This is a genomic window from Comamonas sp. UBA7528 (assembly GCF_002479375.1).
Taxonomy (GTDB): Bacteria; Pseudomonadota; Gammaproteobacteria; order Burkholderiales; family Burkholderiaceae_C; genus Comamonas.
Map to the genome: position 1 here is coordinate 377,181 of NZ_DLMU01000010.1, position 12,525 is coordinate 389,705.

Consider the following 12,525-nt stretch of genomic DNA (forward strand, 5'->3'; position numbering starts at 1 on the left):
CGGGCGTTGGCGGCTGGATGCAGCCGCCTTGCGCTGAACGCTTCTACTCGTTCGGCGCTGCAAGCATTTGCCGTGCCAGATGTTTGATGCAGCGCAAAAACTTCCGCAACTTTGCGCCGGACCAGCGCCACGGCGCGTGGCCGCCATGCCACCGGTGCACGGTACGCCCCGGCATCCGGTCCGGCACGCTGGCACAGCTTGTGCATGCATGTGCAGCGCACGAGTAGAAGCGTTCAGCACCGCCCCCTGCACCACAGGGAGCGGGCAGGAAATTGCTCAGGCCGCACAGCGGCGGGAAGCCCCGCACCGTGCGCCGCGCCTGAGGGCTGGACGCCACCTGCAAGACCGCTGCACCAGCAGCGTGCACGGCCACCCAGCCTGGGGCATTCACCACACCGGAGCACTCCCCTGCTCCCTGTTTTGGAAAGCCAGCCATGCTGAACCCTGTCACCACCACCCCCTCCGACTTTGCGCTGGAAGAACTGCGCAAGGAATCCACCATGGGCACCGAAGGCACGACCGTGGCGCGCGAAGTGCGCGTGATCGATCTGAGCGACTTCGAGGCCCGCCGTGCCGAGATCACCGAGCAGCTGTGGAGCGCTGCGGTGGAGATCGGCTTCTTCCAGGTCAGCCACCACGGCATCGCCCAGTCCGACATCGACGCGGCATTCGCCCGCTCCGCCGCCTTCTTTGCGCAGGCCGAGGCCACCAAGGCCCAGTGGCCGCTGGCGCGCAACGCCGGCTGGGAAAGCCGTGCGCAGATCCGCCCGTCCACCGGCAAGGCCGACCTGAAGGAAAGCTACCAGGTCACCCGCCCGCGCATGGCCGGCCTGTGGCCGACCGAGGCCGAGCTGCCCGGCTTCCAGGCCGACACCCTGGGCTTCGAGGCGCAATGCTGGGCCGTGGGCATGCGCGTGCTCTCCTGCTTTGCCGACAAGCTGGGCATGGAACGCGACTTCTTCACCCGCGCCCACAACCCGGCCAGCCCGCACTACCAGAGCACGCTGCGCATGCTGCGCTACTTTGCGCCCCAGCCCGGCCAGGAACCCGGCGCCTGGCGCGCCGGTGCGCACACCGACTTCGACTGCCTGACCCTGCTGTTCCAGCGCCCCGGCCAAGGGGGGCTGCAGGTGCTGCCCGGCAAGGAAATGGAAGGCCGGGCCTGGACCCCGGTGGAGCCCGTGGAAGGCGTGATCACCTGCAATATCGGCGACATGCTGATGCGCTGGAGCGATGACCAGTTGCCCTCCAACTTCCACCGCGTGAAGAACCCCGCCGCGCACGAATACCAGGGCGACCGCTACAGCCTGGCCTTCTTCTGCCAGGCAGACGAGGATGTGCTCATCCACAGCAAGAGCGGCAAATACCCGGACATCACCGCCGCCGAGTACCTGAAGCAGCGCATCAGCGCCAATTTCTCCAACAAGTACTGAGACAACCCGGCAGCGCAGGCGCACGCCCCCGCAGGAAAGCGCGGGGCTGTCTGCGCCCCTGCAGCGCCCGTATCCGTCCCCGGATGCGGCGCTGCCAGCGCGGCTGGCGCTCGGTAGAGCGGTGCGCTGGCAGGCGCGGCACGGGCACATGCTTTTCCTACACCGCAGCCTCACGGGCTCCCACGCCACAGCAGGGGATAAACGGCGCATAACGGCAGCACGTCGCTACGGAGCCCTGCCATGCGCCACACCCTCCACGCCCACCGGGCGCATGACCGCCTGCACTTCCGGCTCCATGCGCGCTCCCACCCGCAGGCCTCGGTGCCCCCTTTGCACCTGCGCTACCGCAGCCAGTTGCTGATGGCGGCCGCCGCCATCGCGACCCTGGCACTGCTCAGCGGCATCTGGCTGCAGCCCGCACCGCCCGACCCTGCCCAGAGCACCGCGACCACGTCCGCCGTGGAAGCCGATCAGGATCGGGCTCCCGCGGAGTGAGCGGAACCAGCGAATGAACGGCATGCAGGCGCCCACGCTACGGCCATGGCCGCAGCACTGCCGCACCCTCCACCCGCTCAGGCCTGGTGTGCCCGGCGTGCGCGCACCGCGGCCGCCAGCTGCTGCAGCACGGGCACGGTCTGCTCCATGCTGATGCAGGCATCCGTCAGCGACACGCCATAGGCCAGCTCGGCGCCATCCACGATGTCCTGGCGGCCTTCGTGGATATGGCTTTCGATCATCACGCCGGTGATGCGGGCATCGCCACCCGCCACCTGCTCCGCCACATTGGCAGCCACGTCGATCTGGCGGCGGTGCTGCTTGCTGCTGTTGGCGTGCGACAGATCGACCATCACCTGCGGGCGCAGGCCGCTTTTTTCCAGCAGCTCGCACGCGGCCTGCACATGGGCCGCGTCGTAATTGGGCGCCTTGCCGCCGCGCAAAATGATGTGGCAATCCTGGTTGCCACGCGTTTCAAAGATGGCGCTCTGGCCCATCTTGGTGATGCCCATGAAGGCATGGCTGGACGCTGCGGCCAGCATGGCATCGCTGGCCACCTTGACACCGCCATCCGTGCCGTTCTTGAAACCGACGGGGCAGGACAGACCGCTGGCCAGCTGGCGGTGGCTCTGGCTTTCGGTCGTGCGGGCACCGATGGCGCCCCAGCTGACCAGATCGCTGATGAACTGGGGGGACAGCAGGTCCAGAAACTCCGTGCCCGCCGGCAAGCCCAGCTCCAGCACATCCAGCAGCAGGCGGCGCGCCATCTCCAGCCCTTCGTTCACGGCAAAGCTGCCATCGCGGTGCGGGTCGTTGATGTAGCCCTTCCAGCCCACCGTGGTGCGCGGCTTTTCAAAGTACACGCGCATCACGATCAGCAGATCGTCCTGCAGGGCATCGGCCTGCACCTTGAGCTGGCGGGCATAGTCCATGGCCTGATCGTGGTCGTGGATGGAGCACGGCCCCACCACCACCACCAGACGGTCATCCTGCCCATGCAGCACGCGCGAGATGGCGGCACGGCTGGACTCCACCAGTGCGTAGGCCTGCTCGGTGATCGGCAGCCACTCTTCCAGCAGCGCCGGCGTCAGCAGCGGACGCACGATCTTGATGCGCGTGTCGTCCACACGGGTCTTGTCCAGCGTGGTCAGCTTGGGAGAGGCGGGCACGGCCTTGCGGACCGTTGCAGCAGAGGGAGGCAGGGGCGTCGTGGAGGAAGTCATCCCGCTATTGTCGCGCCATGCGCTTTCCCCTGGGCGATGACCTTGCGTGCAGACACCGGCAGTCTGGCAGACCCCCACCCGACTGCTACGGCCTGGCCACGGCCACGCTGGCGGTCCGAGGCCGGGCCTCCGACCGGCACCGACACAGCGATGCCATGGCCCCGTCCTCTGCCAGCAGCAGCTGGCGCCGTGGCTGCAGCGCTGCCCAGGCCACCGCCACCGCCCGGGCCTTCACTCGGAAGACAGCTTCATCAGCACCAGACCGCTGACGATCAGCACGGCGGCCAGCATGCGCAGGGCGCTGATCTGCTCCCCCAGCACGGTGATGCCCACCACAAAGGCGCCCACGGCGCCGATGCCGGTCCAGATGGTATAGGCCGTGCCCAGCGGCAGCGTGCGCATGGCCACCGACAGCAGACCAAAGCTGGCGACCATCGCCACCAGGGTGATGGCACTGTATTTGAAGTTGGTGAACCCGTGGGACTGCTTCATGGTGAAGGCCCACACCACTTCCAGAACGCCTGCGATCAACAGATACACCCATGCCATAAACCACTCCTGAAACGGTTGCATGGCCGGGTCGTCCCAGCAAGCGGCGGCTGCCCCGCAGGGACCAGCGGTGCAGGGCCGTCCCTGCACACCGAAAACAGGGCCATCCTAGCCGCAGCGGCGGCCGTGGGCACCGTCCGCCCGCATGGCCCGGCCGCGCATGGGTGGTTGGCACGCCACAGTCATCCCCAAAAAGGTGAGCAACCGGCGCGCACTGCCCTAGCATGCAAAGGTGTTTGCACACCCCCACGCCACCCCATGCTGACCGCCCTGAACCACCTGACACTGGCCGTGACCGATCTGCCGTGCAGCCTGGACTTCTACACCCAGGTGCTGGGCTGCCGCCTGCATGCACGCTGGGATGGGGGCGCGTACCTGACGCTGGGCGGTCTGTGGATCTGCCTGTCGCCAGATGCGCAACGCGTCCCCGTCGCCGCCCCAGCGGACTACACCCACTATGCCTTCAGCCTGTCGCAGGCCGACTTTGCGCCTTTTGTGGCGCACGCCCGTGCCCAGGGCGTGCGCGAATGGAAGACCAACCGCAGCGAAGGCGATTCCTTCTATTTTCTGGACCCCGACGGCCATGCGCTGGAAGCCCATGTGGGCACACTGGAAAGCCGGCTGGCGCAGTGCCGGCGGCAGCCCTATGCGGGCATGCAGTTCTTTGATTGACTACGCCGCTGCGGCGGCCGGCTCGGCTGCGTCCAGCACCACCACATTGCCCACCGTCGCACCGTAGTGCGTGGCCACGCGCTTGCGCTGCTTGAGCACGGCCCGGTCCTTGCTGACCAGCACGGCCTGGTGCAGGCTGGCCAGATCCAGGAAATGCTGGTCGTCCGGGTCGGTACAGGTGAAGCGGATCTTGGGCGCCTCGGCCACGTATTCGACGGCCGCGTCAAAGTCCGCCATCACGCCTTGCGGCGTCTTGCCGTAGTGGCTGACGCGCGGAGCGATCTGGCTGTAGTGGAGCACGCGCTCCAGCTCGGTGCGCTGGGCCTGGTCGGCAATCCAGCGCACTTCGCCCCGTGCGACCAGTTCCCGGATGGAGGGAATGTGCGGATCGTCAAAGATCAGCATGTCCAGCACCACATTGGTGTCCAGCACCATGGGACGCGGCAGCGGACCGGCATAGCCGTCGTTGCAGGACGGCCAGCGCAACGGAGCGATCTTCATGCCCCCTGCCCTTCGGCCCCTGGGCCTTCCGGTGCGCCGGAGGCGCCCTCCTGCTTGCGGGGCTTGGTCGAGCCCTTGACCATGTCGAAGCAGAACAGACGGCACTCGATCGGGCCGTTCCACATCGGCGTGCGGCGCGATTCCTTGAGGCGCATCTTGCCCGGCAGCTTGAGATCGGGGGTCAGCATCCACGCGCTCCAGCCACTGTAGTTTTTCTTCCAGTGGCTGGCCAGCTGGCTGAAGAACTCACCGCCGTCTTCAGTCTGCGCGGTTTCGCGGCCTGCGCGCTCGACCTGCCCCATGCGCTCTGCGGCATTGCGGCCTGCCGAGCCGGCCGCGGCAATCCGCTCGCCATACGGCGGGTTCAGAATCAGCATGCCGGGCTCTTCGCTGGGGGGCATGCGCTGCAGCGCATCGCCGCCGCGCAGCTGGATGGTGTCGGCCACCCCCGCGCGCTCGGCATTGCGCTGGGCAAAGTCCACCATCCGGAAGGCAATGTCGGAGCCGTAAATGCCCACGGGCGATTCCGGCAGGATGGCGCTTTCCGCTTCATCCAGCATGGCTTCCCAGACATGGCGCTGGAACGGCACCAGCTTCTCGAACGCAAAGCGGCGCAGGATGCCGGCAGGGATCTTTCGTGCAATCTGCGCGGCCTCGATCACCAAAGTGCCGCTGCCGCAGCAGGGGTCGTACAGCGGCTGGGGGTGTTCGCCATGCGGGTTCCAGCCACTGGCGGCCAGCATCGCGGCGGCCAGGGTTTCCTTCAGCGGGGCGTCGCCTTTGTCTTCGCGCCAGCCGCGCTTGAACAGCGCCTCGCCCGAGGTGTCGATGTAGATGGTGGCGCCGTCGGTGGTCAGGTGCAGGTGCACGCGCACATCGGGGTGGTGCGTCTCCACGCTGGGGCGCACGCCGTGGCGCTTCGCGCGGAAGCGGTCGGCAATGGCGTCCTTCACGCGCAAGGCGGCAAAGTTCAGGCTGGTCAGCGGGCTGTGCTGGGACGTGACTTCGATCTTGAACGTCTCTTTGGGCGAGAACCAGATCTCCCAGGCCACCTCGCTGGCCGCGCGGTACAGATCGTTCTCGTTGCGGTACATGCTGTGCGACAGCTCGATCAGCACGCGCTGCGCCAGCCGGCTGTGCAGGTTGAGCAGCATGGCGTCACGCCACATGCCGCGCAGCATCACGCCGCCCCGGCCCACCAGCAGGTCTTGCCCGCTGGCGCCAGTGATGGAATGGACCTCGTCGGCCAAAAGGCCCTCGACGCCGGCGGCGCAGGGCAAAAACAGGTGCAATTGGTTCATAGCAAGCCGCCAAGGATACGCGAGACACCCCAGCCACGGCGCGCAGTGGAGTTCTGCCCCCTCTGCGGAGGCCCACGCTCCCCTGCTGGCCTCTCGGACACTCCGTTCCGCCTGGATTTGCGTACGATGCGGGCATGTCTACGCATTTCCTGACCTCTGTCCCGGCGCTGGCCCGTGTCCGCCTGCTGCTGGCAGCTTCGGCCCTGGCCCTGCTCAGCGCCTGCCAGTCCGCGCCCAGCCGGCCTGCAGCCCCTGCCACCGCCGACCAGGCCGTGCCCGCTGCGGCACCGGCGCCCGTCATGGCCGAACCTCAGCCAGTGGACGAAGTCCCGGCGGAACCCATTCTGGGCAAGCGCACCGACAGCCATGGCTGCAAGCCGTCCACCGGCCACGCCTGGTGCGAGCGCACCAAGAGCTGCGAGCGCCCCTGGGAGCTGGCCCTGCAACGCGGCTTTGAAAACACCCCGGCAGGCTGGCACGCCTACTGCGACGGCAGCACCCGCTGAGCACTGCGCGCACGCAGCTCCGCACGGGGTCTGGCGCGCCCGTCCCTGCGTCGCCTACTGCACATGCAACGGGCTGGCCGCGCCACCGGCCAGGGCTTCGACCTGGGTGCGCTGCGGTATGGACGGCTGTGCGCCCACCTGGCCCATGCACAGGCTGGCAGCACGTATGCCCCATTGCACGGCATCGGCCAGGGCATGGCCTTCGGCCAGGCGGGTGACCAGCGCCCCCAGAAAGCTGTCGCCCGCACCCGTGGTGTCCAGCACCGGCAGCGCCAGCGCGGGATGGGTGCTGACACGCCCTCCGCACACGGCCACCGCGCCCTGGGCTCCCAGCGTGACCACCACCTGGGACACGCCCCGCGCCAGCAGGCGCTGTGCGGCATCGGCCGCCGCGGCCGGGCTGTCCACCGCCTGATCGCTGTAGGCACCGGCCTCGACCTCATTAACCACCAGGGTGTGGACCAGGGGCCACCAGGCCTCGGGCACCTCGCGCACCGGCGAGGGATTGAAGACCACGCGACAGCCAGCGCTGCGTGCCGCCTCCAGCACCTGCTCCAGCACGCTGTCGGCGGTTTCACGCTGCAGCAGCACGAAATCGGCCTGGGCCAGCACATTCAGCAGCACCTCGTCCGGCAGCTCCAGTAGCACATTGGCACCGGGCACCACGCAGACCCGGTTCTGGCCATTGCCCTCCACCAGCACCATGGCCGCACCGGTGGACACGCCATCCAGCACCTGCACATGGTCCATCTCCACGCCGGCGTCGTGCAGCGCCAGCCGCAGGCTGTTGCCATGGTGGTCACGCCCCACGCAGCCGAACAGCGTGACCTGGGCGCCGTGGCGTGCGCAGGCCACTGCCTGGTTGCCGCCTTTGCCGCCGGGCAGGTAGCGCAGGCTGTGGGCCATCACGGTTTCCCCGGCGTGGGGCACGCGTTCCAGGTGCAGCACCGCATCCATGTGCAGGCTGCCCACGACGGCGATGCGGGCCACGCTGTGCGGGTGATCGGGTTCGGGCTGCGCCGACAGCAGCTTGCGGGGCAGCGCGGAGGAAGAAAGCGGGGCAACCATGGGAGTCTCCTTTGCTGCCAACGGCCGTGGCATGTGCGGAATGAACCAAGGATGGCTGCACGATACCTCCAACTGCCGGCGCTGCCCAGCCGGTTTGCACGCATCCGGGGGCTTGCGGCAGCGCAGCATGCCCGCAGGCGCCCCGCCTCCGCACGGGCCCAGTCCGGGCTTACAGCGTCTTGCGCAGATTGGCCGGCGCGATCTTCAGCGCCTCACGGTATTTGGCCACGGTACGGCGGGCGCACTCGATGCCCTGCTCCTTGAGCATCTCAGCGATCTGGCTGTCCGACAGCGGCTTCTTGGCGTTCTCGGCCGAGACAAACTGCTTGATCAGCGCCCGCACCGCCGTGCTGGAGGCATTGCCGCCGGTTTCCGTGCCCAGCCCGGAGCCGAAGAAATACTTGAGCTCGAAGGTGCCGTGCGGCGTGGCCATGTACTTGGCGGTGGTCACCCGGCTGATGGTGGATTCGTGCAGACCCAGCTCGTCGGCGATGTCGCGCAGCACCAGCGGGCGCATGGCCAGCTCGCCGTGCACGAAGAAGTTCTTCTGCCGCTCCACGATGGCACGCGACACCCGCAAGATGGTGTCGAAGCGCTGCTGCACGTTCTTGATGAACCAGCGCGCTTCCTGCAGGCGCTGCTGCAGACCGGCATGGCCTTCGCTGCCCTTGTGGCCGCGCAGCGCACCGGCATACACATCGTGCACGCGCAGACGCGGCAGCACGTCGGGGTTGAGCTGCACGTTGAACTGGGGCGTGCCTTCGCTGGCGCGGCGGCCGGCGCGGGTGACGATCACGTCCGGCACGATGATGTTGCGCTCCACATTGACAAAGCGCCGGCCGGGCCGAGGCTCCAGCCGGGCGATCAGTGCCATGGCCGTGCGCGTGCGCTCTTCGCTGCTGCCGGTGGCCTGCATCAGGCGGCGCACATCGCGCCGTGCCAGCAGGTCCAGCGGCTGGGCACAGATGGCCAGCGCCGTCTCCACCACACTGGCCTCGGCCTCACCGCGCTGCAGCAAATGGTTCAGCTGCAGCTGCAGGCATTCCGCCAAGCCCTGGGCGCCCACGCCCACCGGCTCCAGGCTGTGCAGCAGCCGCAGTGCCACGGTGAAGCGGTGCACCAATTCGTCGAGCTGCTCCGGGTCGTCCGTGCCGGCCAAGCCCTCGGCCAGGGACTGCAGCGACTCTTCGAGGTAACCGTCGTCGTTCAGGTTCTCGATCAGGAAACGCAGCACATAACGGTCCAGCTCGGACAGGTGCAGCGACAGCGACTGGCGCAGCAGGTGGTCGGTCAGCGATTCATGTGCGCGGGCCAGGTCCAGGGCGCTGACTTCGTCACCATCGCCGCCCTGGGCGTTGCGCGCCGGGGCATCGCCGCCCCATTCGCTGTCATCGGGACGCAGTTCGCTGGTGCCGTCGCCCTCCCAGTCGGGGGCATCGTATTCCGCGCTGCCGGGGCCTTCCGCACTGTCGGCGGGCGCCTCCGCAGCCCCTGCCGTCAGCGCACCATCGGCGGCATAGTCATCGCCCTGCGCCGGCGTGTCCGACTGGGACAGGCCGAAGTCTTCACGGGGGGCATCGTCGCTGTCGACTTCCAGAAACGGGTTGTCGTCGAGCATCTGCTCGACTTCCTGCGCCAGCTCCAGCGTGGACAGCTGCAGCAAGCGGATCGACTGCTGCAATTGCGGCGTCAGCGCCAAATGCTGCGACACCCGCAGTGACAAACCAGGCTTCAACGCGACGCTCCCTCTCTGTGATCTTGTGTGTGTGTCGTGGCGGCGGAAGTGGCGGGCTACATCCTGAAATGTTCGCCCAGGTAGACCCGCCGGACGTCGGCGTTCTCCACAATCTCTTCCGGTGTGCCCTGCGCCAGCACATGGCCGTCGCTGATGATGAAGGCGTGGTCGCAGATGCCCAGCGTCTCGCGCACGTTGTGGTCGGTGATCAGCACCCCGATACCGCGCTCCTTGAGGAAGCCGATGATGCGCTGGATCTCGATCACCGCGATGGGGTCGATACCCGCAAACGGCTCGTCCAGCAGGATGAAGCGCGGCTGCGTGGCCAGGGCCCGGGCGATTTCCACGCGGCGGCGCTCGCCACCCGACAGCGCAATCGCCGGCGAGGAGCGCAGGTGGTCCACGCGCAGCTCCTTGAGCAGATCGGTCAGGCGCCGCTCCACCTCGGCCTTGGTCAGGGGCTTGCCCTGTTCGTCCTGCTGCAGCTCCAGCACGGCGCGCACATTGTCTTCCACGCTGAGCTTGCGGAAGATCGAGGCTTCCTGCGGCAGATAGGACAGGCCCAGGCGCGAACGCTGGTGGATGGGCATGTTCGCCACCGAATGGCCGTCGATGTAGATGTCGCCGGCATCGCTGCGCACCAGGCCCACAATCATGTAGAACGAGGTGGTCTTGCCCGCGCCATTGGGGCCGAGCAGGCCCACCACTTCGCCTTTCTGCACGGCCAGGGACACGTCCTTGACCACCTTGCGGCTGCCATAGGACTTGGCCAGATGGTGCACTTCCAGGCGGCTGCTGGCGCCTGGGGCGGTCGGGGTGTCGGAAGAGCGGGTCACGGGTTGCGCAATTTCATGGTGTCCGAAGGCTTGAGCGGCTGCGCACTCGGCGCCACCGGGGCCTGCGGGGGCTGGGTCTTGGGCGCCAGCACGGCGCGCACGCGGCCGCCGGAGCCGGCGGCAGCTTCCTCGCTGCCCGGCGTGGCGCGGCGGTTGCCGTCCACGGTGAACACATCGGTCAGGTTGTTGTAGGTGATGATGTTGCCGGTGATGTCGTCACTCAGCGTGGCGCCGGTGTAGCGGCGCAGCTGGCCCCGCTGGATCAAGCGCACATCGTCCTTCTTGCCGTCGTATTCGATGATTTCGCCTTCGCCTTCCACGTACTCTTCGGGTGCGCCGGGCTGGGTGTCGCGCTTCTGGCGGAAGAACGCGCGCTTGCCGGGGGCCGCCCAGACCTTGCCGAACTGGTAACCCTCGGCGTCCTGGCGCACTTCCAGCTTGGCGCCGCGCAGCACGATGGTGCCCTTGGTCAGCACCACATTGCCCGTGAACGTGCTGACCTGCTGCAGCTCGTCATGGTGCAGCGCATCGGCTTCGATGTTCATGGGCTTGTTGCGATCGGCCTTTTCGGCCTGTGCCGTGCCCATGGCAGCTGCCAGGACCGTCAGCGCGAGTATCGGGAGGAGTTTGCGTGTCATGTGAGAAGGCATGAATCTTGCAGCCATTGTAGGGCACTGGTTTTCCCCAGGGCTGCCCTGTGGGCGACTCGCAGGGAAATCGACACAAAAAAGCCCGCTGTCCAGCGGGCTGTGTGCAGGGCGCTCAGGCCCTGCGGGGCCGCTCAGGCCTTGCGGCTCTGGTTGGCCAGATAGTCCACCACATTCAGCACGTTCTGCATGCTGCCGGCGCGGGGGCCGTCGGTGTAGAACTTGCCGGCCACGCCCATGGAAGGCACGCCCTCCACATCGTATTCCTGCTGCAGCGCCGAAGCCTTGCGCACCTGGTTGGCCACGGTGAAGGAGTTGTAGATCTCCTTGAACTTGGCCACGTTCGCGCCCTGCTTGCCCACCCATTCGAAGATGGCGTCATCGGTGGCCAGCTTGTTGCGCTCCACGTGGATGGCGTGGAACACCTTGACGTGCATGGCGTCAAAGTTGTCCATGGCCTGCAGCGTGAAATACAGCTTTTGCTGGGGCACGAAGCTGGCATTGAAGGCCACGGGCACACGGCGCACCACCACATGGGCGGGGGCCTTCTGCTTCCAGGCGGCGAATGCGGGCTCGAAAGCGTTGCAATGCGGGCAGCTGTACCAGAAGAACTCGACCACTTCCACCTTGCCGGCAGGTGCCTCGGTGGTGGCGGGCTTGGACAGTTTCACATAGTCCTTGCCTTCCTTGGGGGCGGCGGCCTGGGCATGGGCGGTCGCAGTGGCGCCCAGGGCCATGGCAGATGCGACCGAGGTGACGGCCAAGGAAAACTCGCGGCGTTTCATCAAAGCTACTCCTGTTAGGGGATATTCACTGCCCAGTCAGAGCCGGGCCGTGGCAAAAAGTTCTGCCTGTCAGCGCTGCACGCGCACCAGGGCCGAATCCACCCCGGCGCCGTCGAGCTTGCCCTTGAGCTGCTCGGCGTCGTCACGCTTGCCGAACGGACCCACCCGCACCCGGAACACGGTGCGGCCGTTCTGCTCGCGCTCGCTCACGCGGGCTTCCCAGCCCAGCATGGCCAGCTTGGCACGCTGGGCATCGGCGTCGGCCTGGGTGCGGAAGGCACCCGCCTGCACAAAGTAGTCGAAACCGTCCGAGCCCGAGGCGGCCGCCGCCTTGGCCTCCGACTGCTTGAGCTTCTGGTTGGCCAGGTCCCCCAGCGGGTCCGCCGAGGAGGCCTTGCCGTCAGGTTTCTTGGCATCCTGCACCGGCGGGGTGGCCGGCGGGGTGCTGACACCCGTGGCCGGACCGCTGGTCGGTGGCGTGGTGGGCGTGGCCACCGGCGGCGCAGTGGGCGCCACGGGCTGCTGGGTCACCGGCTGCGTCGGCGTCTGGTTGGCCGGGTTCTTGCCATACAGCGGCGAATTCGGGTCCCAGTTCTTGTTGCGTTCGGCTTCCTTGGCCTCGGTGTCCTTGGGGGTCTTGGTCAGGAAGGGCACCGGCACCTTGGTCACATAGACCGCCACTGCCAGAGCGGCCCCCAGGCCGATGATGATGCCCAGGATCAGCCCGATCAGGGTTCCGCCACGTTGCTTGGTCTTCATAGTTTTGCGAGTCAA

14 protein-coding genes are annotated in these 12,525 nt (G+C 67.5%); 4 read left to right on the forward strand and 10 right to left on the reverse strand.

Translation table 11 applies throughout. The features are described 5' to 3' along the window. Positions 1 to 434 precede the first annotated feature (434 nt). Complete coding sequence (locus B3349_RS14715; protein WP_291589802.1) at positions 435 to 1,433, forward strand: isopenicillin N synthase family dioxygenase; 999 nt, start codon at positions 435 to 437, stop codon at positions 1,431 to 1,433. A 240-nt stretch (positions 1,434 to 1,673) separates the two neighbouring features. Continuing rightward, a complete protein-coding gene (locus tag B3349_RS14720) occupies positions 1,674 to 1,928 on the forward strand; it encodes a hypothetical protein (protein WP_291589804.1) in 255 nt (84 codons plus the stop codon). A 77-nt stretch (positions 1,929 to 2,005) separates the two neighbouring features. Here the strand turns inward: B3349_RS14720 and B3349_RS14725 are convergent, their stop codons facing one another. After that, positions 2,006 to 3,151 carry a 3-deoxy-7-phosphoheptulonate synthase gene (locus B3349_RS14725; protein ID WP_291589805.1) on the reverse strand — a complete coding sequence of 382 codons (1,146 nt, stop codon included), beginning with the start codon at positions 3,149 to 3,151 and terminating at the stop codon, positions 2,006 to 2,008. A 231-nt stretch (positions 3,152 to 3,382) separates the two neighbouring features. Continuing rightward, positions 3,383 to 3,700: a DMT family transporter gene (locus tag B3349_RS14730; RefSeq protein ID WP_291589807.1), complete on the reverse strand. Its 318-nt coding sequence runs from the start codon at positions 3,698 to 3,700 to the stop codon at positions 3,383 to 3,385. Positions 3,701 to 3,958: 258 nt separating this feature from the next. Here B3349_RS14730 and fos point away from each other — a divergent pair, with 258 nt between their 5' ends. Continuing rightward, a complete protein-coding gene (fos, locus tag B3349_RS14735) occupies positions 3,959 to 4,372 on the forward strand; it encodes a fosfomycin resistance glutathione transferase (RefSeq protein ID WP_291589809.1) in 414 nt (137 codons plus the stop codon). On the opposite strand, the gene B3349_RS14740 is transcribed toward fos, so the two are convergent. Then, positions 4,373 to 4,873 carry a PIN domain-containing protein gene (locus tag B3349_RS14740; protein WP_291589810.1) on the reverse strand — a complete coding sequence of 167 codons (501 nt, stop codon included), beginning with the start codon at positions 4,871 to 4,873 and terminating at the stop codon, positions 4,373 to 4,375. Continuing rightward, positions 4,870 to 6,174, reverse strand: a complete 1,305-nt coding sequence (locus B3349_RS14745; protein WP_291589811.1) for a THUMP domain-containing class I SAM-dependent RNA methyltransferase — start codon at positions 6,172 to 6,174, stop codon at positions 4,870 to 4,872. Before B3349_RS14745 ends, B3349_RS14740 begins: the two co-directional genes overlap by 4 nt. A 134-nt stretch (positions 6,175 to 6,308) precedes the next feature. On the opposite strand from B3349_RS14745, the gene B3349_RS14750 reads away from it, so the two are divergent. Further along, positions 6,309 to 6,680, forward strand: coding sequence for a hypothetical protein (locus B3349_RS14750; protein ID WP_291589813.1), 372 nt, complete (start codon positions 6,309 to 6,311; stop codon positions 6,678 to 6,680). A 54-nt stretch (positions 6,681 to 6,734) separates the two neighbouring features. Here B3349_RS14750 and B3349_RS14755 read toward each other — a convergent pair whose 3' ends face one another. From B3349_RS14755 to B3349_RS14780, 6 genes are all read right to left on the reverse strand, one after another. Then, a complete protein-coding gene (locus tag B3349_RS14755) occupies positions 6,735 to 7,748 on the reverse strand; it encodes a ribokinase (RefSeq protein ID WP_291589815.1) in 1,014 nt (337 codons plus the stop codon). Between the two features lie 169 nt (positions 7,749 to 7,917). After that, positions 7,918 to 9,483 (reverse strand): RNA polymerase factor sigma-54, encoded by a 1,566-nt coding sequence (locus B3349_RS14760; protein ID WP_291589818.1) that lies wholly within the window; start codon positions 9,481 to 9,483, stop codon positions 7,918 to 7,920. A 56-nt stretch (positions 9,484 to 9,539) separates the two neighbouring features. Then, positions 9,540 to 10,319 (reverse strand): LPS export ABC transporter ATP-binding protein, encoded by a 780-nt coding sequence (gene lptB, locus B3349_RS14765; RefSeq protein WP_098065964.1) that lies wholly within the window; start codon positions 10,317 to 10,319, stop codon positions 9,540 to 9,542. Further along, positions 10,316 to 10,957 (reverse strand): lipopolysaccharide transport periplasmic protein LptA, encoded by a 642-nt coding sequence (gene lptA / locus B3349_RS14770; RefSeq protein ID WP_218334069.1) that lies wholly within the window; start codon positions 10,955 to 10,957, stop codon positions 10,316 to 10,318. Before lptA ends, lptB begins: the two co-directional genes overlap by 4 nt. Before the next feature lie 143 nt (positions 10,958 to 11,100). Beyond that, complete coding sequence (locus B3349_RS14775; RefSeq protein WP_066541485.1) at positions 11,101 to 11,751, reverse strand: thiol:disulfide interchange protein DsbA/DsbL; 651 nt, start codon at positions 11,749 to 11,751, stop codon at positions 11,101 to 11,103. Positions 11,752 to 11,820: 69 nt separating this feature from the next. After that, the gene (locus tag B3349_RS14780; protein ID WP_291589821.1) at positions 11,821 to 12,510 is read right to left on the reverse strand and encodes an SPOR domain-containing protein; all 690 of its coding nucleotides are present in this window, start codon (positions 12,508 to 12,510) and stop codon (positions 11,821 to 11,823) included. Between the last annotated feature and the right edge of the window lie 15 nt (positions 12,511 to 12,525).

What these genes read in the sequence shown, in the direction of transcription:
- B3349_RS14715 (WP_291589802.1), top strand. Translation starts at nt 435, where the DNA reads ATGCTGAACCCTGTCACCACCACCCCCTCCGACTTTGCGCTGGAAGAA.
- lptA (WP_218334069.1), bottom strand. Translation starts at nt 10,957, where the DNA reads ATGACACGCAAACTCCTCCCGATACTCGCGCTGACGGTCCTGGCAGCT.
- fos (WP_291589809.1), top strand. Translation starts at nt 3,959, where the DNA reads ATGCTGACCGCCCTGAACCACCTGACACTGGCCGTGACCGATCTGCCG.
- B3349_RS14755 (WP_291589815.1), bottom strand. Translation starts at nt 7,748, where the DNA reads ATGGTTGCCCCGCTTTCTTCCTCCGCGCTGCCCCGCAAGCTGCTGTCG.
- B3349_RS14720 (WP_291589804.1), top strand. Translation starts at nt 1,674, where the DNA reads ATGCGCCACACCCTCCACGCCCACCGGGCGCATGACCGCCTGCACTTC.
- B3349_RS14730 (WP_291589807.1), bottom strand. Translation starts at nt 3,700, where the DNA reads ATGGCATGGGTGTATCTGTTGATCGCAGGCGTTCTGGAAGTGGTGTGG.
- B3349_RS14750 (WP_291589813.1), top strand. Translation starts at nt 6,309, where the DNA reads ATGTCTACGCATTTCCTGACCTCTGTCCCGGCGCTGGCCCGTGTCCGC.
- B3349_RS14775 (WP_066541485.1), bottom strand. Translation starts at nt 11,751, where the DNA reads ATGAAACGCCGCGAGTTTTCCTTGGCCGTCACCTCGGTCGCATCTGCC.
- B3349_RS14780 (WP_291589821.1), bottom strand. Translation starts at nt 12,510, where the DNA reads ATGAAGACCAAGCAACGTGGCGGAACCCTGATCGGGCTGATCCTGGGC.
- B3349_RS14725 (WP_291589805.1), bottom strand. Translation starts at nt 3,151, where the DNA reads ATGACTTCCTCCACGACGCCCCTGCCTCCCTCTGCTGCAACGGTCCGC.
- B3349_RS14740 (WP_291589810.1), bottom strand. Translation starts at nt 4,873, where the DNA reads ATGAAGATCGCTCCGTTGCGCTGGCCGTCCTGCAACGACGGCTATGCC.
- B3349_RS14745 (WP_291589811.1), bottom strand. Translation starts at nt 6,174, where the DNA reads ATGAACCAATTGCACCTGTTTTTGCCCTGCGCCGCCGGCGTCGAGGGC.